Origin of the sequence: Pseudomonas sp. IT-P294 (assembly GCF_949767865.1) — a bacterium.
In the GTDB taxonomy this organism is placed as follows: Bacteria; Pseudomonadota; Gammaproteobacteria; order Pseudomonadales; family Pseudomonadaceae; genus Aquipseudomonas.
Map to the genome: position 1 here is coordinate 1,288,057 of NZ_CATKQW010000011.1, position 17,746 is coordinate 1,305,802.

At 59.9% G+C, this 17,746-nt stretch carries 16 protein-coding genes and 1 pseudogene; 8 read left to right on the forward strand and 9 right to left on the reverse strand.

All coding sequences use genetic code 11. The features are described from left to right. Positions 1 to 86: 86 nt before the first annotated feature. The 9 genes and pseudogenes from dapA to ACM6I0_RS13190 form a co-directional block, all read right to left on the reverse strand. Positions 87 to 968 carry a 4-hydroxy-tetrahydrodipicolinate synthase gene (dapA, locus tag ACM6I0_RS13150; RefSeq protein WP_414922484.1) on the reverse strand — a complete coding sequence of 294 codons (882 nt, stop codon included), beginning with the start codon at positions 966 to 968 and terminating at the stop codon, positions 87 to 89. A 22-nt stretch (positions 969 to 990) separates the two neighbouring features. Continuing rightward, on the reverse strand, positions 991 to 1,656 hold the full coding sequence (locus ACM6I0_RS13155) for an amino acid ABC transporter permease (protein ID WP_414922485.1): 666 nt from the start codon (positions 1,654 to 1,656) through the stop codon (positions 991 to 993). A 10-nt stretch (positions 1,657 to 1,666) separates the two neighbouring features. Continuing rightward, complete coding sequence (locus ACM6I0_RS13160) at positions 1,667 to 2,338, reverse strand: amino acid ABC transporter permease (RefSeq protein WP_285436220.1); 672 nt, start codon at positions 2,336 to 2,338, stop codon at positions 1,667 to 1,669. 11 nt (positions 2,339 to 2,349) lie between these two features. Beyond that, positions 2,350 to 3,171 carry an amino acid ABC transporter ATP-binding protein gene (locus ACM6I0_RS13165; protein WP_285436218.1) on the reverse strand — a complete coding sequence of 274 codons (822 nt, stop codon included), beginning with the start codon at positions 3,169 to 3,171 and terminating at the stop codon, positions 2,350 to 2,352. A gap of 55 nt (positions 3,172 to 3,226) precedes the next feature. Continuing rightward, positions 3,227 to 4,117: a transporter substrate-binding domain-containing protein gene (locus ACM6I0_RS13170; RefSeq protein WP_285436216.1), complete on the reverse strand. Its 891-nt coding sequence runs from the start codon at positions 4,115 to 4,117 to the stop codon at positions 3,227 to 3,229. 435 nt (positions 4,118 to 4,552) lie between these two features. Beyond that, positions 4,553 to 4,732: pseudogene (locus ACM6I0_RS13175) on the reverse strand (glycine/betaine ABC transporter substrate-binding protein); the annotation flags it as partial. A gap of 21 nt (positions 4,733 to 4,753) precedes the next feature. Beyond that, the gene (locus ACM6I0_RS13180; RefSeq protein ID WP_285436214.1) at positions 4,754 to 5,683 is read right to left on the reverse strand and encodes a LysR substrate-binding domain-containing protein; all 930 of its coding nucleotides are present in this window, start codon (positions 5,681 to 5,683) and stop codon (positions 4,754 to 4,756) included. 6 nt (positions 5,684 to 5,689) lie between these two features. Continuing rightward, positions 5,690 to 7,903 (reverse strand): molybdopterin cofactor-binding domain-containing protein, encoded by a 2,214-nt coding sequence (locus tag ACM6I0_RS13185; protein WP_414922486.1) that lies wholly within the window; start codon positions 7,901 to 7,903, stop codon positions 5,690 to 5,692. After that, entirely contained in the window at positions 7,903 to 8,367 is a 465-nt protein-coding gene (locus ACM6I0_RS13190) for a (2Fe-2S)-binding protein (protein WP_414922487.1), read from the reverse strand. Before ACM6I0_RS13190 ends, ACM6I0_RS13185 begins: the two co-directional genes overlap by 1 nt. A 118-nt stretch (positions 8,368 to 8,485) precedes the next feature. On the opposite strand from ACM6I0_RS13190, the gene ACM6I0_RS13195 reads away from it, so the two are divergent. From ACM6I0_RS13195 to ACM6I0_RS13230, 8 genes are all read left to right on the forward strand, one after another. Next, positions 8,486 to 9,376: a LysR substrate-binding domain-containing protein gene (locus tag ACM6I0_RS13195; protein ID WP_414922488.1), complete on the forward strand. Its 891-nt coding sequence runs from the start codon at positions 8,486 to 8,488 to the stop codon at positions 9,374 to 9,376. Positions 9,377 to 9,683: 307 nt separating this feature from the next. Further along, the gene (locus ACM6I0_RS13200) at positions 9,684 to 10,613 is read left to right on the forward strand and encodes an amidohydrolase family protein (protein ID WP_150715251.1); all 930 of its coding nucleotides are present in this window, start codon (positions 9,684 to 9,686) and stop codon (positions 10,611 to 10,613) included. 4 nt (positions 10,614 to 10,617) lie between these two features. Beyond that, positions 10,618 to 11,532: an amidohydrolase family protein gene (locus ACM6I0_RS13205; protein WP_285436207.1), complete on the forward strand. Its 915-nt coding sequence runs from the start codon at positions 10,618 to 10,620 to the stop codon at positions 11,530 to 11,532. A gap of 123 nt (positions 11,533 to 11,655) precedes the next feature. After that, complete coding sequence (locus ACM6I0_RS13210) at positions 11,656 to 13,041, forward strand: UbiD family decarboxylase (protein ID WP_285436206.1); 1,386 nt, start codon at positions 11,656 to 11,658, stop codon at positions 13,039 to 13,041. Then, complete coding sequence (locus ACM6I0_RS13215) at positions 13,038 to 13,655, forward strand: UbiX family flavin prenyltransferase (protein WP_414922489.1); 618 nt, start codon at positions 13,038 to 13,040, stop codon at positions 13,653 to 13,655. The genes ACM6I0_RS13210 and ACM6I0_RS13215 overlap by 4 nt, the downstream gene beginning before the upstream one ends. Before the next feature lie 75 nt (positions 13,656 to 13,730). Continuing rightward, positions 13,731 to 14,768, forward strand: coding sequence for a CobW family GTP-binding protein (locus ACM6I0_RS13220; protein WP_285436203.1), 1,038 nt, complete (start codon positions 13,731 to 13,733; stop codon positions 14,766 to 14,768). Positions 14,769 to 14,860: 92 nt separating this feature from the next. Beyond that, complete coding sequence (locus tag ACM6I0_RS13225; protein ID WP_285436200.1) at positions 14,861 to 16,228, forward strand: nucleobase:cation symporter-2 family protein; 1,368 nt, start codon at positions 14,861 to 14,863, stop codon at positions 16,226 to 16,228. Positions 16,229 to 16,240: 12 nt separating this feature from the next. Further along, a complete protein-coding gene (locus ACM6I0_RS13230) occupies positions 16,241 to 17,629 on the forward strand; it encodes an amidohydrolase family protein (RefSeq protein WP_285436198.1) in 1,389 nt (462 codons plus the stop codon). Positions 17,630 to 17,746: the final 117 nt, after the last annotated feature.

The following is a 17,746-nucleotide window of genomic DNA, read 5'->3' on the forward strand; positions in this document are numbered from 1 at the left end:
GGAACCTGCAGGCATGAGTCCATCATGGACATTCATCAGTGACTGAAGAATCCGCATCAGCGCTTATCGCCGATGCGGGATAGATCTCAGCCCTGAAGCCTCTCGAACTCTTTGCGGAATTCGGCTTTTTCCTCATTGGTCAGTGGCAACAACGGCATGCGGGCGATACCGACGTTGAACCCGGCCAACTCGCAGCCATACTTGACCTTTTGAATGAATTTGCCACTTTCCAGGTTGTTCATCAGTGGAAACAGCGAGCGTACGATTTGCTGGGCTCCTGCGAGTTGCCCGCTGACGTAGTTTTCATAGAACGCCACGATTTGCGGTGCCAGGAAATTCGCTGGTGCGCAGATCCAACTGGTGGCGCCCCATAGGAAAAAGTCCAGAGCCTGATCATCAGAACCGCACGAAAGCTGGATTTTTCCCTTGTAGCGGTCATCGATTTCGATGGCACGCAGCAAGTTACCTGCGCTCTCTTTGATGGCAATGACCCGGTCATGGTCCTTGAGTGCATCCATGACGCTGTATCCCACCTCCACATTAGTGCGGATCGGGTAGTTGTACAGAACGATGTTCACGTCGGGCACCGCGTCGAGAATTGCGTTGTAGTGCCCGATGAGTTCGTCTTGAGTCGGGATCGCGTAATACGGCGGAGCAATCAGCAAATTGCTGTATCCGGTATCCCGCGCCTGCTTGACCTGCTCAATGACTTCGCGGGTACAGGCGCCATTCGCACCGGCAATCAGCATGACGCGATCATTGGCGACCTCTCGAACGGTCGCCATCACCTGACGCCGCTCCTCATTGGTCAGTGCGTAGTATTCACCGGTTGAACCCAAGGGAACCAAGCCGCCTACACCCTGCTTGATTTGGTACTCGACCAAGGACGCCAACACGTCGTAATCGACTGCGCCATTTTTATCGAACGGGGTCACCAGGGCTGGCATGATGCCGTTAAGTTGCTGCATGGGAGAATCTCCAGTGTGATTGTCAGTATGCGTAGCGTTTGAGCATCCGGGTCTCGACCACCCCAACCAGTCGGGTCAGGGGGAACGCCACCAGGAAATAGATCACCGCCACCGCCGATAAAAACTCCACCGGGCGGGCAGTGCTGTTGGAAATGTTTTGTCCTACGAACATCAGATCAGCGATGCCGACAGATGAAATCAGCGCACTCTCCTTGAACAGGCTTACTACGTTGGAAAGAAGCGGAGGCACCGCTCTGAGAAGCGCTTGCGGAAAAATGACGTAAAGCACCTTGTTCCACTGGGCGACACCCAGGGCCGTACAGGCATCGTGTTGCTCGCTGGGAATGGATTTCAGCGCTCCACGAAATGTCTCGCTGGTAATGGCCGTCATGTACAGGGTCAACGCCAGCATCACGGAGACGTAAGGCGCAACGGATATGCCGAACACCACAGGCAGGCAGAAAAAAATCCAGAACAATTGGATCAACAACGGCGTGCCGCGAAAGAGCTCGACATAAAGCCCTGTGGGAATGCTGATAAAGCGGTTTTTCGAGAGGCGCAAAAGGCTCAATAGAAAGCCAAGCGCACTGCCCAACACCGCGCAGCTGACCGTGAACGCCAGCGTCAGCGCGAGCCCTTTCGCCAAGACCTGCCAGTAAGAAAAGACCACCGTAAAATCAAGCTGCATGACGATCTCCTCAGCGCGCGAGCGCAGTGTCCTGACGACGTTCGATCCACTGCACCCATTGCGCGATGGGCAGTGAAAGCGCGAAGTAGATCAAGGCAATGAGTGAGTAAGTTTCCAGTGGGCGATACGCTTCAGTGGCAATGCTCTTGCCGACGTACATCAGGTCAGCAACAGCCACGATGGCGACCAGCGCACTCTGTTGAAGTATCGAGATGCCATTAGTCATCAACACCGGCAATGCGGTACGAACCGCTTGCGGCAAAATCACATAGATCGTTCGCTGCCACGGACGCAGACCCAGCGCTACACAGGCGTCTTCGTGTTCCCTTGGAACAGCCTGCACACCCGCCCGATACGCTTCAGCATTGAACGCGGTGAGATTCAGGCCCAAGGCAAGCACGCCCATGGTGATAGGGTCGATGAACACGTTGAACAGCATCGGCAAGCAGTAGAAGAACCACACGATCTGCAGCAGTGCTGGCGTGCAACGGAAAAACTCAATGAACAACTGAGCGGGCCAACGAATGAAAAACCACCGGTTAAGCGTCAAGAGACAAAGCCCAAACCCCAGCACCAGACCCACCACGTTCGATATCAAAGCGAGCTGCAATGTGACCTTCAGGCCATTCCAGAGCGCTGCGGCATTACCGGTCAGAAAGTGAAAATCGAATTCATAGTTCATGGACACGAGCCTCAATCCAGGTGCAGGACTTTTTCCAGGAACTCGCGGGTTCGCGGCTCCCTGGGCTTAGTGAAAATCTGCTCTGGCGGCCCTTGCTCCACTACTTTTCCGTTGGCGCAGAACACAACACGCGAAGCGATGCTGCGGGCAAAGTGCATGTCGTGCGTGACAATGATCATGGCCATTTTTTCTTCAGCCAATTGCATCATCACGCTCTGCACTTCGGTGACCATTTCGGGATCGAGCGCCGAGGTGACCTCATCGAAGAGCATCAGCTTTGGCTCCAGCATCAAGGCGCGGGCGATTGCCACTCGCTGTTTTTGCCCGCCTGATAGCTGACTCGGATAAACATTCAGTTTGCTTTCCAGGCCCAGTCGAGCGAGGAATACACGCGCTTTTTCTGTCGCCTGAGCCTTGGAAAGACCATGCACTTTCATCGGTGCAAGAATCAGGTTGCCCAAGACCGAAAGATGCGGGAACAGGGTGTAGTGCTGGAAAACCATACCGACCTGAGCCTGCAATTTTGCATCCAGAGGCTTACCGGCCCCTCGGGCTGAGCCGTCAATGTACGGCTTGCCCCGAAAGAAGATTTTGCCTCCCTGAATACTCTCAAGCCCCATCATGACCCGCAGCAACGAACTCTTGCCGCTACCGCTCGGGCCAATGATCACCAGACGATCATCCGAGCGCATGTCGAGATCCAGGTGATCCATCACCACCAAGCCTTCGCCATACGATTTGTACACATCACGCAACTGGATAAAGTCGCCCTTGGCCGAATTAAGGGTGAGCGAATCCTGCGGCTGAGCAGCCACCAGATAAGGAGCGGTCATAGAACTGTCTCCAGGAGAACGCTAAATCAAAGCCGTTCTCGGGATCGTCGAAAAATTACTGAGGGGTTTTATCGCCAGCGTTGGCGAGTGCAGACGCCTTATCAACAAGCGCGGAGATCTCGCCTGTTTCTCGACGTTGCGTGAGATAGATATTCAGGACTTGCAGGTCAGACGGTGTGGCATTACGCGAAAGACCGAACGCCACTCCCTGCTTTGCCAAGGCGGGCACGGGCAATACTTCCTTCGTCCAGTCAGGGTTGGCGATTGCGAAGAGATGGTTCGTATCGCTGGCATCGACCAGCACATCCGCGCGTTTGGACATCACGGCCAGGCGTGTTTCGTCCATACCAGGAAGACGCATGATCGTGGCGTTCTTCACCACTGCAGTGATTGCTTTATCTGCCGCCGTGCCGGACATCACGGCCATCGAAACGCCTGGCTTATCGTAGTCGGCCACAGCATTGCCCGCGCCTGCAAATTTCGGATTGTCTTTGTTGGTCAGAAGCGAAATCTGGTAGTCGGTTGCTGGAACCGAAAAGGTCACCGCCATCGCACGCTCGGGTGTCTGATTCAGGGCCATGGCCAAATCCCATTTGCCGCCTTGAAGCCCCGCCACCAGGTTGTCCCAGTTCGTGTCCACGAACTCAACCTTGACCTTGAGAACCCTCTCGCCGAAGTCACGGCACAGATCCACAAAGTAACCGCTGTATTGACCGGAACGCGCATCGCGCATGACGTACGGTGCAGCCACCGCGGCCCCGCAACGCAGCACACCTGCCTTCTGAATGCCTTGCCAAAGTGTCGAATCTGTTGCGTTCGCAGGCGCTTGGGCTAACAACGCACCAAGAAAAGAAACGCCTACGAGCATTTTGCGGAGGGTGGAAGAGAAGAGCCGTGTCATGTTGACCTCACCGATATTTAGTTTTTCTTGGGCAGAAAGGTTCAAGCGTTTAAGCTGAGCGCGCCGTCATGTATGCAGCGCTGTATGCAGAGTAGATTTGAACGAATTGATGTGTCAACAGGGCTCGTGAATTTTTTGCCATGGAGTGATTGACGGTAAGTGGTGCAATTGAGGCGAGTGCCGGACGAATGGCCGTGCAGGAGGGAAACACAGAGGGGCTGCGAGTGCAGACCCTCTTTAAGAACAGCACATGCACAAGCTGCAGTGCTTGTGGGGCCAGAAAGTCATTCAGCGGGAAAAGGAATGCGCAGCACGGCATGCGATTCAGATTGCGTGGTATCCGAGCTGCAAGGCGCCGGTCGTTCAACAGTCACTTTCGTCAATATCAGCCTTTCGGGACGAACAGCGTTCGCCCCTGTAGCTGCCGGTGAAGCGACAAGTCACATGCCGCCCCGGCCAATTAGTTTTCCGCCCGACCAATCAAGGTTGCCGACTGCTGACTGGCTGCCCGCCTTTCTCGAACATCGCTTCGAAACGAGGCTTGTTGGCCGCGTAGTAAGCGGCCACAGCCTGGTCAGAAGAGCTTTGGCGCGCCTGCATCATCAGCGCTTCGAGGTCAGCCTGGGGAATCGAGTAATGGGCAAAGAAATAGGCCATTTTTTTACCTGTTTTGGCTTTTGATCAGGAAACGGAATTGGCATTGATACCGTCCATGCTTGGGCCAGCACGCTCTTGAACGATCAACTCACGCAACGTATCGAGAAACAGCTTGAGCACCGGCGAGTCATCGTCTGCGCGGTAAGTGGCGTACAACGGCACCTCCGGCAACGCTGGCGTCAGGCGGCGGAACACCAGCCCGGCCGGCGCCATCTGCTCGATGGAGGCTGGCAATAACGCCACGCCGAAACCGGCCCGCACCAGGCTGAGCAAGGTTTGAACCTCGATCACCTGTTGGCGGATTTGCGGGGTGAATCCGGCCTTTATGCAGCACTGAAAGAGAAAATCGGCAAACCGCGACTGCTTCAATTCCAGCGCCACAAAAGGCTCCTGCGCAAGATCCGCTGGCGCCAGGGTTTCGCGTCGTGCCAAGGGATGATCATGGGGCATGACCACGCGAATCGGTTCGTAGATCAGCAGTTCATTGCGTAGTTGCGGATCGTCATAGCCGACCCGAAACACACAGGCATCGATGCGTTTTTCCTTCAACGCCATGACCTGTGCCGCCGGCGTCATTTCATGCAGACGCCATGACACCTGAGGATAACGCTCGCGAAACAGGTGCAGGGCCCGTGGCAGCACGCCCACCATCACCGAACTGATCATGCCGATTTCCAGCTCACCCAACTGCCCCCGACCGGTCTGGCGTGTCAGGTCCAGCGCGCGGTTCAGTTGTTCGAACACCAGCGGCGCCTGTTCCTTGAGCATGTGTCCGGCCGCTGTCAGCTCGACCCGGTGATGACTGCGCTCGAACAGCGGCGTCCCCAGTTCTTCTTCCAGCAGACGAATCTGCTGGCTCAAGGGCGGCTGGCAGATGTGCAGGCGCGTGGCAGCCCGGCCAAAGTGCAGCTCTTCGGCAAGGGCCATGAAATACCGCAGTAATCGCAGGTCCATGCCGGCTTATCCCAAGGTCAGTGGCGTCGAGCGCTGGCGCACTCCGGTCAGGCTGAACAGCGCATTGGCGATGGCCGGGGCCACTGATGGGCTGCCCAGTTCCCCGACGCCACCGGGTTTGCCCGGTTCACCGTCCAGCAGCAGGATGTCCACCGCCGGCATGTCGGACATGCGTGTCACCCGATAGTCATGGAAGTTGCTCTGCACCACCCGGCCCTGCTTGATGTCCATGCGGTCGAACAACGCGTGACCCAAACCCCACATCAAGCCGCCGTAGATCTGCTCTTCGACACCGCCAGGCGATACGGCCAGGCCGCAATCGACCACGCAGGTGAGCTTATCGACCTTGATCACACCGTCCTTTTTCGACAGCCTGGCGACCACCGCGATGAAGCTGGTGTAGCCCTGATTGGTGGCAATGCCCAATGCGGTGCCTTGCGGTAATGGCTGGCCCCAACCGGCGCGTTCGGCGGCGCTTTTGAGCACCGCGACGTGCCGGGGTCGATCGTGCATATTGGCCAGGCGAAAAGCCAAAGGATCCTGCCCGGCACCGTGGGCCAGTTCATCCATGAAGCTTTCCACGGCGAACACGTTGGGAATGAAGCTCACCGAGCGATACCAGCCGCTGGGCACGTTACTTTCATGCCGGACCCAGGCCAGGTCCAGATTCGCCGGGCGATAGGCGAAATCCCACGCGGTGATGGCTTCGGTGGTGCTGTAATCCATATGGTCCGGGCGCTCGAAATAGCCAGGCTCCCACTGCTCCGGCGAAGCGGGCGACACCGCGTTGAGTTGCAATGCGGTCAATCGCCCCTGCGCGTCCAACGCACCTTTGGCCCGATGCAACGTGGCCGGGTGCATGAACAGCGCACGCATTTCGTCTTCACGGCTGTTCATCAACTTGACCGGCACCTTGGCCTGTTGCGCCAGGTACGCCACTTCGAACAACCAATACTTGGCCTCCCGCGCACCGAAACTGCCGCCGGACACCGTCTCATTGATGGTGACTTTATCCTTGGCGATGTTGCACACCGTTTGTGCAGCTTCCAGCGCTGATGACGGCACCTGCACACCGCCCCAGTAGGTGATGGCGTTGTCCGCCACCTGCGCGGTGATGCACACCGGCTCCAATGGGTTTTGCACCTTGTACGGCATGCGATAGTCGGCTTCGAGCAACTTCGCGGCAATCGGCCATTGCGCGGCGACATCCCCCGCCGCCATGGCGGACACCCGTTGCGCAGCCTTGTCGTCGATTGCCGCTGCTTGCGCCGTTGCCAGCTGATCACTGTCAAACCCGGCGAGTGGCGACTCGCTCCATTGCACGTTCAGCAACTCGCGCCCCTGATGCGCGGCCCAGTAGTTATCGGCCAGGACGGCGACACCCTCCTGGTTACCACCGAGGACATCGGGCCGACCCGGAATCGCGATCACTTTGCGCACGCCCGGCACCTGCAGCGCAGCGCTGGAATCCACTTTCAGCACGGTCGCGCCGATCACCGGTGTGCGCTGAATCACCGCCACCAGCATCTGCGGTAACACGACATCGATGCTGTATTTGAAGCGCCCGCACACCTTCGCCGCCGCTTCCCGTTTTTGCCGCAACTTGCCGATGTATTTGAACTGCGCCGGGTCCTTCAGGGTGACCTTGTCTGGCGCGGACAACTGCGCAGCAAGCCCCGCCAATTCACCGTAACCGAGGCTGCGTCGACTGGCGGCATGCAGCACTCGACCGTCTTCGGTTGTGCAACTGTCGGGGCTGACGTTCCACTGCTGAGCTGCCGCCGTCATCAACAATGCGCGGGCCGTGGCGCCGGCCATGCGCAACCGGTCGTATTCCAGCGACACGCTGGTGCTGCCGCCGGTCGAGTAAACCTTCCAGACCGGGTGAAGGTAGGCCTCGAAGAATGGATTTTCCGGAGAAATCACCTGCACGGTCATCGGGTTGACGTCCAGTTCCTCGGCCACGCACGCGGCCAGCGCGGTGTGGGTGCCAGTGCCGGAATCGTGCTTGTGCACCACCAGTTTTACCGTGCCGTCGGGCAGCACCCGAACCCAGGCATTCGGTTCGAACTCAGCGGCAGTCATTGGCGCCTTGGGCGCTGTCGCGGTGAGGCCCGAAGGCAGATAAAGCGCAATCGCCAGGCCGGAAGCGAGCGTAATCGCCTGCTTGAGAAAAATGCGGCGCGGCGGTTCAATCTGAGTGTCGTCGATAAAAGGCATCACGCCTCCTTCGGCGCAGCGGCCGCGCGCTTGATGGCTTTGTTGATTCGCCCGTATGTGCCGCAGCGGCACAGGTTGCCGGACATGGCATTGCGGATCGAGTCATCGGTGACCGCCGCTCCGGTGTTGAGCAGCGCGGCAGCGGACATGATCTGACCGGATTGACAGTAACCGCATTGCGGCACATCTTCGGCAACCCAGGCCAATTGCAGCGGATGCTGTTCGGTAGGCGACAAGCCTTCGATGGTGGTGATGCGGTGCCCCGCCACGGCAGCGACCGGCAATTGGCAGGAACGTACCGCGACACCGTCCAGGTGCACGGTGCAGGCACCACACAGGCCCATGCCGCAACCGAACTTGGTGCCGGTGAGTTTCAAGTGATCTCGCAACACCCATAACAAGGGCATGGAGGGCGATGGCTCGACCAGCTCGTGTCGTTCGCCGTTTACCGTGAATTCGATCATTGTCAGGCTCCAAGAGAGCGGCCCGTCTTTATGCGGGCCTGGTCGCCGATTATTGGAAGCCTGCGCAAAAACGGGCCAGCGACGATTTCTGCCATCCTGTGTAAGTAGGACTAACAGCATGTACAAGCGATACCCGTCGGTGCAGTCCATGAATGCCTTCATCCAGGCTGCTCGCAGCGGAAGTTTTTCCAGCGCTGCGCGCAAACTCGACTTGACCCACAGCGCTATCAGCCAGCAAATCCGCAGCCTGGAAGACTTCATCGGTCAGCCGCTGTTCGTTCGCGAAGGCGGCGGCAGCAACCTGACCGATGCCGGTCAATTGTTTGCCAGCGTGCTGTCCGATGGCCTCGCGCAGATCGACCGGGCGCTGTCCTCGGTGAAAAACCGTAGCGTCGCGCAACGGCTGACCCTGGATGTCGACAGTGAACTGGCGCAGAGCTGGCTCAATCCGCGGCTACCGCAACTGCTTGATTTGCTGCCCGACCATGAAGTGGTCCTGCTGTCGATGCCACGTTCGGATCGCAGTTCATTCGAGCGGGTCGACCTGGCGTTGCGCTACGGCTATGGCGATTGGGAAGACTGCGAGATGACGCAGATTTGTGGCGACAGCGTCCGCGCGGTGGCTTCGCCCGCACTGTTGGAACGACAGGGTTTACAGGTGCCCATGACGCCTGCGCAGGTGTTGCAATTGCCGTTGTTGGGGTATACGCGCCGGTCATGGATTCCCTGGCTCGAGGCCTCTGACATGGCGCCGAGCGAGCCGGCCGCGCGCGTGATTTTCGATAACGCGGCGAACCTGATCGCCGCCGCCGAGGCCGGGATTGGCGCGGGCCTGGTGCGCGGTTTGCTGGCCGCTGATGCGTTGCGCTCGGGGCGGTTGGTGGCATTGAACGACACGACGATTGCAGCGCATTACAACCTGTACGCGGTATGGCCGCAGGGTCAGGCCGAGCGGGTGGCGCCGGTGGTTGAGGTGATCAAGACGCTGGCTCGGCAGACACTGAGCTGACGTCATCGCGAGCAGGTTCGCTCCCATAAAAGATCGCCAGTGGGGAGCGAGCCCACTCGCGAAAAGGGCCACACATCCATCACCAAAAACCTGCCCGATATCGAACAGGTATCAACCCCTCGCCCAATTAATATTGTACGAACCCGATCCCCCCTTCCAATACTCCTCCCCAAGCAGACAGCGTCCCGAGCCGGATGCGACCAGGCGAGGGAATGCGCAGCAGTGCGCATAGAAATGGCCGATTGCCCGGGACGTGGCTGCTGCGAACCGCAAGGTTCCCTTCCCCGCTATCAGGAGATCGACTTCAATGATCATCGATATCAGTTGCTATCCCACCGACCTGGTGGACCTCGCCTGGAGGCATGACGGTGACCCGTTCACCGGCGAGCGTCTGCTGGAGATGATGGATGGCCCGTACATGGTCAACGGCAAACCTCGCCGCATCGACAAAGCCTTCATCCAGCCGCCCCAAGGCAACACCATTTACACCTGGACCGACGGCGATCTCACCGGACGCGAATCCATCGATGCCTACATGGCTTACACACTGAAGATGGTGCAGACCTACCCGGATCGCTTCATTGGCTGCTTCGTCTACAACCCGCGCTGCGGCGTGGAAAACGGTGTCGAGGCGATCGAGCGCTACGTCAAGGAACACGGGTTCAAGATGGTCCAGATGCAGGCCAACATGCACGCCTATCGCCCGGACCGGGCGCTGGACTGGGTCCGTCCAGCCTTCGAGAAATGCGCCGAGCTGGGCATCCCGGTCAAGCTGCACACCGGCGACGGCCCCTACAGCATCCCGTCAGAATGGGTGCCGATGATCAAGGAATTCCCCAACGTCGATTTCATCATGGCGCACTTCGGGGTACAGACGGGCGGCGTCTATGTCTTCGAACCGATGCAATGGGCGATGGAGCTGCCCAACGTCTACTGCGAATCAGGCTGGTGCCTGCAATCGCGGATCGTCGAGTTCGCCAAGGTCTTGCCGACGCACAAGATCCTCTTCGGGACCGACACCCCTCCCAACGAGCCGGGCATGTGGCTGCGCCTGCTGGAAGTGCTCTGCCATGAGCCACCGCAAGGCCTGAACCTGGACGAGGACACCCTCGAAGAGTACCTGGGCAACAACACCGCACGGATGATCGGCCTCGAACCGACCCCACCACCACGAACCGTGTCCGAAGCCGAGGCGCAGTTGAAGCGCCCTGTCACCACCCAGCTGGCCAGGAGTTGAACCGATGATTATCGATACCCATCTGCACCCCACCAACCTGGTCGATGAGGCCTGGCGCCACACCGGCGAACCGTTCACCGGCGAGCGCATGCTCAAGCTGATGGACGGCCCGTACATGATCAACGGCAAGCCACGGCGCATCGACATGGGCTTCATCCAGCCGCCACCGGGCAACACCGGTTATCGCGACGGCAACCGTCGGGGCCGCGAAGGCGTACGCGACTACATGTCCTACGTCGCTGAACTGTGCGTGAAATACCCGGATCGCTTCATCGGCAACTTCAACTTCAACCCGCGCTGGGGACCGGAAAACGGCGCAGCAGAGCTGGAATTCCACATCAAGGAATACGGCTTCAAGATGCTCAAGCTGCACGCCAACATGCACGGCTATCGTCCGGACCGGGCACTGGACTGGCTGCGGCCGGCGATGAAAGTCTGCGCCAAATACAACATTGTGGTGCTGATCCACACGGGCGACGGGCCGTACACCATTCCGACCATGTTCTACCCGATCATCCGCGAGTTCCCGATGGTCAATTTCATCATCGGTCACTTCGGCATTCAGACCGGCGGCAACTACTCCTTCGAAGCGTTCTGGATGGCCATGGACACGCCGAACGTGTACTGCGAATCCGGTTGGTGTTTCCAGTCGCGGATCGTCGAATTCGCCAAGGATCTGCCACGCAACAAGATCGTCTTCGGCACCGATTCGCCGCCGAACGAACCGGGCATGTGGTTGCGCGAGCTCGAAGTCCTTTGTTCGCCTGCGCCGCAAGGCCTGGGGATCGATGAGGATCACCTTGAGGACTACCTGGGCAACAACATCGCCCGGTTGTGCGGCATCGAACCGACACCGCCACCCAAGGACCTGATCGAGGCGGACATTCGTCTGACCACGACGTACCTCCAGGCTTTTTAAAACAAGCGCACAGCGACCTTTCAGGCGTACAGATGAACCGGCGTTCGATCGACCGGCAGGCCAACGGTTTGTCGATCGAACGTCGCCGATCCCCTGCGCGCCTGCTTTTTACGAGGTGAAACCATGACCCTCTCCACGCTCGGCGATACCCAGGATTTCCACGATTTCATCGACGCCTATCGCCGCCAATACCCGGACGATGTGCTGACCGTTCACGAAAAACTGTCCGCCGACCAGGACGTCACTGCCCTGGTCGATGCCCTCGCCTCACAAGGTCGCGATCCGCTGCTGATCTGCGACAACGTCGGCCATCTCGGTGTGCCGGTCGCAACCAACCTGTTCGCCTCCCGAACCCGCATCGCACGAATGTTCGGGGTTGCCCCGGCGCAGTTGCACGAAACCTTTCAGGCACGCGCCAATAACCCCATCGCCCCGCGTTACGTTGAAACCGGACCGGTACTGGACGAAATCTTCGAAGGCGAAGCCGTGGACCTGGCGCTGCTGCCAATGCTCAAACACTTCGACAGCGACCGTGGCCCGTACATTACCAACGCCATCATCATCGCCGAGGACCCGGTCACCGGCATCGCCAACATGAGCTACCACCGCTCCATGCGCCATGCCCGGCAGACCCTCGCTACCAGCCTGCATTCGCGCGGCCACTTGTGGCGCATGCTGCAAACCGCCCGCGAGCGCGGCGAAGAATTGCGTGTGGCCATGGTGGTCGGTGCCCATCCGTTGTTCATGCTTGCCGCCGCTGCACGCTTGCCGTTCGGCAGTGATGAACGCGCGGTGGCCGGCGGCCTGTTCGGTGCCCCGCTGGAATTGGTCAAGACCCCCCTTTACGGTATCGGCGTGCCGGCATTTGCCGAGTTTGTACTCGAAGGCGCCATCGACCCGGCGGCCTATGCCGAAGAAGGTCCGTTCGGTGAGTTCAGTGGCTATTCCTCAGATCGCTCAACCAATAACGTGCTGCGGGTCGACACGCTGATGCGGCGCAAGGACGCCTGGCTGGTGGACGTGGTCGGCGGGCGTTACGCCGAACACCTGACCCTGGCGCGGCTGCCACGGGAAGCGGAGATGAGCGAAAAACTCAAGGCCCGCTTCCCCGCTGTCACTGCCGTGCATTACCCCAACTCCGGCACGCATTTTCATTGCTATGTGGCACTGGACCAAAGCCGTGACGGCGAGGCGCGGCAGATCATGCTCGCCCTGCTCGGCTGGGACCCCTACCTCAAGACCGTGATCGCGGTGGACAGCGACATCGACATCAGCGACGACAGCCATGTGCTCTGGGCGCTGGCCACACACTTTCAGCCCCATCAGGATATTTTCGTCATCGACGGTCTACCGGGCAGTCCGCTGGACCCTTCGTCCTCGGTCAATGGCACCACCTCGCGCATGGGGCTGGACGCCACGCGTGGATCGGGATTCGACGGCATCAAGGCGCAGCTGGATCAGCAGGTGGTCGAGCGCGCACTGACGCTGCTGAAGAAGTATCCATCATGAACCGCCAGCGCATGGTCGTCGGCATCAGTGGCGCGTCAGGGTTCATCTACGGCGTAAGACTGCTGGAGTTGCTGGCTGAACTGAACATCGAAAGCCACCTGATCATCAGCCGTGCTGCGCTGCTGACCATGGCCCATGAAACCGACTACAAGCTGGCCGACGTCAGCGCATTGGCCAGCCACTGCCACCGCGCCGACGATGTGGCCGCCGGGATCGCCAGCGGATCGTTCCGCTGCCTGGGCATGGTGGTCGCGCCATGCTCGATGCGCACTCTGGCAGAGATCGCCACCGGCACCTCTTCAGGGCTGATCGGCCGCGCTGCCGACGTCACCTTGAAAGAGCGCCGCACCTTGGTGCTGATGGCCCGGGAAACGCCGCTGACCCTCGCCCACCTGCGCAACATGACCGCTGTCACCGAGATGGGCGGGATCATCGCCCCACCGGTTCCGGCGTTCTACGCCCGCCCTCAGAACCTTTCGCAAATGGTCGATCACAGCCTCGGCCGTGTCCTCGACCTGTTTGGCCTCGACGCCGGGACCGCGCTGCGCTGGGGTGAAGCCCCGAAACCCTGCACGAGCGATGAAGCCAAAGCAGTTCGCAGGGGTATCGGCTGATCGACCGCTTCGCGAGCAAACCTGTACCAAAAAAAATCTCACCCGGCAATTCGATCAGTCATCAAGGAGCTCTACATGAACCTTCCATTCAACGCCCCGACCCCGAACCGCAAAATCCCGGTGACCATCCTCACCGGTTTCCTCGGTGCCGGCAAAACCACTCTTCTCAACTACATCCTCAAGGAAAACCACGGGCGCAAGATTGCCGTGATCGAAAACGAATTCGGAGAAGTCGGCATCGACGGTGACCTGGTGCTCAGTTCCGAGACCGAAGAAATCTACGAGATGGTCAACGGTTGCGTGTGCTGCACCGCCGAAGTCCGCGAAGACCTGGTGCGCATCGTCCGCGAACTGGTGGCTCGCCCGGTAAGACTCGATCACATCCTGATCGAAACCAGCGGCCTGGCCGATCCATACCCGGTAGCACAGAGCTTCTTCATCAACGACCCGATCGCCGATGAAGTGGAACTGGACGCCATCGTAACCATGGTCGATGCCAAGCACATCGCCCAGCATCTGGAAGATTTGCACCTCGACGGCGTGGACAACCAGGCCGTGGACCAGATCGTCTGCGCCGACCGCATCGTGATCAACAAGGTCGATCTGGTGAGCAAGGACGACGTCACCGCGCTGCGGGGCAAGATTCGCGGGTTGAACGCCACGGCGCAGCTGGTGACGTCCAGCTACGCGCAGATCGACCTGACGAAGATCCTCGGCATAGGTGCCTTTGAGTCAACGCAGAAGCTGATGGAAATCGGCGCTGAACACGATCACCACGCCCACGAACATCACCCGGATCTGGATCACGACCACGACCCGAGCGTGACGTCAGTCGGCATTGCCGTGGAAGGCGCGGTGAATCTGCTCGCCTTCCACCAGTGGATCAGCGCATTGCGCACTGAGCAGGCCGACAACCTTTATCGCATGAAAGGTGTGCTGGCTGTCGCGGATCAGGATCAGCGCTACGTGCTGCAAGGTGTCCACAGCCTGGTCGAGTTCCGGGCCTCCACCGCATGGGGCACGGAACCACGCTCCAGCAAGATTGTGTTCATCGGCCGCGACCTGGACCGCGCGGCGCTGAACCAGGGCTTTGCCGCCTGCCTGGCAGGCTGAAAGAACGGCATCGGAGCCGGTGGATGGCGGCTCCGGGCACGCAGAACGAATACCCCTCTGTACCGAATAACAACAGCTAGAGGTGTTTCCCCATGTCGTCAGCCACATCCCCATCAAAAACCCCTTCCACCGTCCACCCGGTCGACCAGATTCTGCCGGTCCGGCAAATGCTCACCCTCGGCCTGCAACACATGGCCGTCTCGTACATCGGCGCCATTGCCGTGCCGTTGATTGTCGCAAGCGCCCTGAAAATGTCCCAGGCCGATACCGTGGTGCTGATCAGCACCACCTTGTTTTGCTCTGGCATTGCCACGCTTTTGCAAACCGTCGGCTTCTGGAAATTCGGCGTGCGTTTGCCGATCTTGCAGGGTGTGGCGTTCAGCAGTGTCGGCCCGGTCATCGCCATCGGCACCAACCCGCAGGTGGGTTTCGCCGGAGTCTGCGGGGCAGTGATCGGCGCGGGGATCTTTACGATGCTGGTCGCGCCGTTCGTGGGCCGATTGCGCCGCTACTTTCCGCCCGTGGTCACCGGCTGCATTGTCACCGTGATTGGTCTACAGCTATTCCCGATTGCCTATGAGTGGGTCGGGGGTGGCCGCAACGCCAGCGATTTCGGGGCGCCGGCCTACCTTGCCGTCGCCGCCGTGGTACTCACGACCATCCTGTTGATCAACCGCTACGGCGGGCCGATGTTGCGCAACATGGCGGTGCTGATCGGAATGCTGGTGGGCGCGGGACTGGCTTATAGCCTGGGCATGGGCAGTTTTCACAGCGTGCAGCAATCACCCTGGTTCACCGTGCCCTACCCGTTCTACTTCGGCCTGCCGACCTTCAGCCTGATCCCGATTGCCACCATCATCGTGGTGATGATCGTGCAGATGGTCGAGTCCATGGGGCTGTTCGTGGCCATCGGCGACATCGTCGACAAACCAGTGGAAGAAAAACAGGTGATCAACGGCCTGCGCGCCAATGGCCTGGCGAGCACCATCGCCGGGATGTTCGCCGCGTTTCCGTTCATTGCCTTCATGGAGAACGTCGGGCTGGTGATTCTGACCGGCGTGCGCAGTCGCTGGGTGGTGGCGATCAGCGGTTTATTGATGTGTTGCGTGGCGTTGGTGCCCAAAGCCGGGGCGATTATCGCGTCGATGCCGACGGCGGCCCTTGGCGGTGCCGGGATTGCCATGTTCGGCGTGGTCGCCGCTGCGGGCATTCAAACCCTGGCCAAAGTCGATTACGAGCACAACCGTTTCAACGTATTGATCGTCGGTTTCACCATCGCTGCCGCCCTGGTGCCGGTGCTGGCGCCGGCCCTGTTCAAACAAATGCCCGAGTGGTCGCAGCCGTTCCTGCACAGCAGCGTGGTGATTGCCTGCCTGGTGTCGGTGCTGCTCAACGCGGCGCTCAACGGCGTCAGCGTTGCCGACAGCACAGCCACCAAGCCTGCCCCCCACAGCCTTTGACTGGAGAAGCACATGACTCGACTTCAAGACATCCTGATCAAAAACCCGGCCGCGGTGATGACCGGCCTGCGCGGTCCGCGCGCCCGGGCCGGTAACGTAGACATCCGCATCGTCAACGGTCGCATCGCTGAAATGGCCACAGGCTTGGTGGCACACCCCGGCGAACGGGTGATTGATGCCAGCCACTCGGTGGTCTACCCAGGCTGGATCAACACCCATCATCACCTGTTTCAAAACCTGCTCAAAGCCGTGCCCGAAGGGATGAATCAAGACCTGCAAGGCTGGCTGGCCAGCGTGCCTTACCCGCGCCTCAACCGTTTTACCCCACAACTGGCGCAGATCGCCGCACGCTTGGGCATGGCCGAGCTGCTGTTGTCGGGGGTAACGACCTGCGCCGATCACCATTACCTTTATCACGCCAACGGCACTACCGAGACCGGCGACCTGCTGTTCAACACCGCTGAGACGTTCGGCATGCGTTTTGTTCTGTGCCGCGGCGGTGCACTGGAATCCGCCAGCGCTCATCCGGGATTCTCAAAAACGGCACTGCAACCCGAGACGCTTGATCAGATGGTCGGCGACATCGAACGGCTCAAATCGCTGTATCACCAGGACACCCCGGATGCGATGCGTCGCGTGGTGGTGGCGCCGACGACTCCAACCTTCTCCCTGCCGCCGACCTTGCTGCGAGAGCTTGCCCACACCGCTCGCGGCCTCGGCTTGCGCCTGCACACGCACCTTTCGGAAACACAGAACTACGTCAATTTCTGCCGTGAAAAATACAACTGCCTGCCGGTGGAATTCGTCGCCGAGCATGAATGGCTCGGTCCGGATGTCTGGTTCGCCCACGCGGTGCATTTGCAACCGGCGGAAATCCGCATGCTCGCGCAAACCGGCACCGGCATTGCTCATTGCCCGGTGAGCAACGCACGCTTGGGCAGCGGCATCGCGCCAGTGCCACAAATGCAAGAGGCCGGGGTGCCGATATCCCTCGGGGTCGATGGCGTGGCGTCCAACGAGTCCGGGAGTATGGTCGGTGAAGCGCACACGGCGTGGTTGATTCATCGGGCCGAACAAGGGGCTTCAGCCACCACCGCCGAAGAGGTGATTCATTGGGGCACGGCCGGCGGCGCGCAGGTGTTGGGGCTGGGATCGGTCGGAACGCTGGAAATTGGCCAGGCGGCGGACCTGGTGATCTATGGTCTCGATCATCCACGGTTCTTTGGTTTCCATGATCTCGCGATTGCGCCGGTGGTTGCCGGTGAGCCGATTGCCGTGCGCTACAGCATGATCGGTGGGCGGCTGGTGGTCGACGACGGGGTGATTCCGGGACTGGATCTGGAACGCATGCGCGCTGAAGCGTGGGAGGGGGTGCAGCAGTTGATGCATGTCGTCGACTGATACCCGCTCTCCCCTGTTGGAGCTGGCTGCCAGCGAGTGCCCCGGCCAAAGGCACCTCGTCAGCATCCGGCTCCTGCAGGATTCACCGGGATGACACCATCGCAACAGGCGTGCTTG

Coding starts and splice junctions, on each gene's coding strand:
- ACM6I0_RS13225 (WP_285436200.1), top strand. CDS start 14,861: ATGTCGTCAGCCACATCCCCATCAAAAACCCCTTCCACCGTCCACCCG.
- ACM6I0_RS13180 (WP_285436214.1), bottom strand. CDS start 5,683: ATGGACCTGCGATTACTGCGGTATTTCATGGCCCTTGCCGAAGAGCTG.
- ACM6I0_RS13210 (WP_285436206.1), top strand. CDS start 11,656: ATGACCCTCTCCACGCTCGGCGATACCCAGGATTTCCACGATTTCATC.
- ACM6I0_RS13195 (WP_414922488.1), top strand. CDS start 8,486: ATGTACAAGCGATACCCGTCGGTGCAGTCCATGAATGCCTTCATCCAG.
- ACM6I0_RS13190 (WP_414922487.1), bottom strand. CDS start 8,367: ATGATCGAATTCACGGTAAACGGCGAACGACACGAGCTGGTCGAGCCA.
- ACM6I0_RS13215 (WP_414922489.1), top strand. CDS start 13,038: ATGAACCGCCAGCGCATGGTCGTCGGCATCAGTGGCGCGTCAGGGTTC.
- ACM6I0_RS13165 (WP_285436218.1), bottom strand. CDS start 3,171: ATGACCGCTCCTTATCTGGTGGCTGCTCAGCCGCAGGATTCGCTCACC.
- ACM6I0_RS13220 (WP_285436203.1), top strand. CDS start 13,731: ATGAACCTTCCATTCAACGCCCCGACCCCGAACCGCAAAATCCCGGTG.
- ACM6I0_RS13200 (WP_150715251.1), top strand. CDS start 9,684: ATGATCATCGATATCAGTTGCTATCCCACCGACCTGGTGGACCTCGCC.
- ACM6I0_RS13230 (WP_285436198.1), top strand. CDS start 16,241: ATGACTCGACTTCAAGACATCCTGATCAAAAACCCGGCCGCGGTGATG.
- ACM6I0_RS13155 (WP_414922485.1), bottom strand. CDS start 1,656: ATGCAGCTTGATTTTACGGTGGTCTTTTCTTACTGGCAGGTCTTGGCG.
- dapA (WP_414922484.1), bottom strand. CDS start 968: ATGCAGCAACTTAACGGCATCATGCCAGCCCTGGTGACCCCGTTCGAT.
- ACM6I0_RS13185 (WP_414922486.1), bottom strand. CDS start 7,903: ATGCCTTTTATCGACGACACTCAGATTGAACCGCCGCGCCGCATTTTT.
- ACM6I0_RS13205 (WP_285436207.1), top strand. CDS start 10,618: ATGATTATCGATACCCATCTGCACCCCACCAACCTGGTCGATGAGGCC.
- ACM6I0_RS13160 (WP_285436220.1), bottom strand. CDS start 2,338: ATGAACTATGAATTCGATTTTCACTTTCTGACCGGTAATGCCGCAGCG.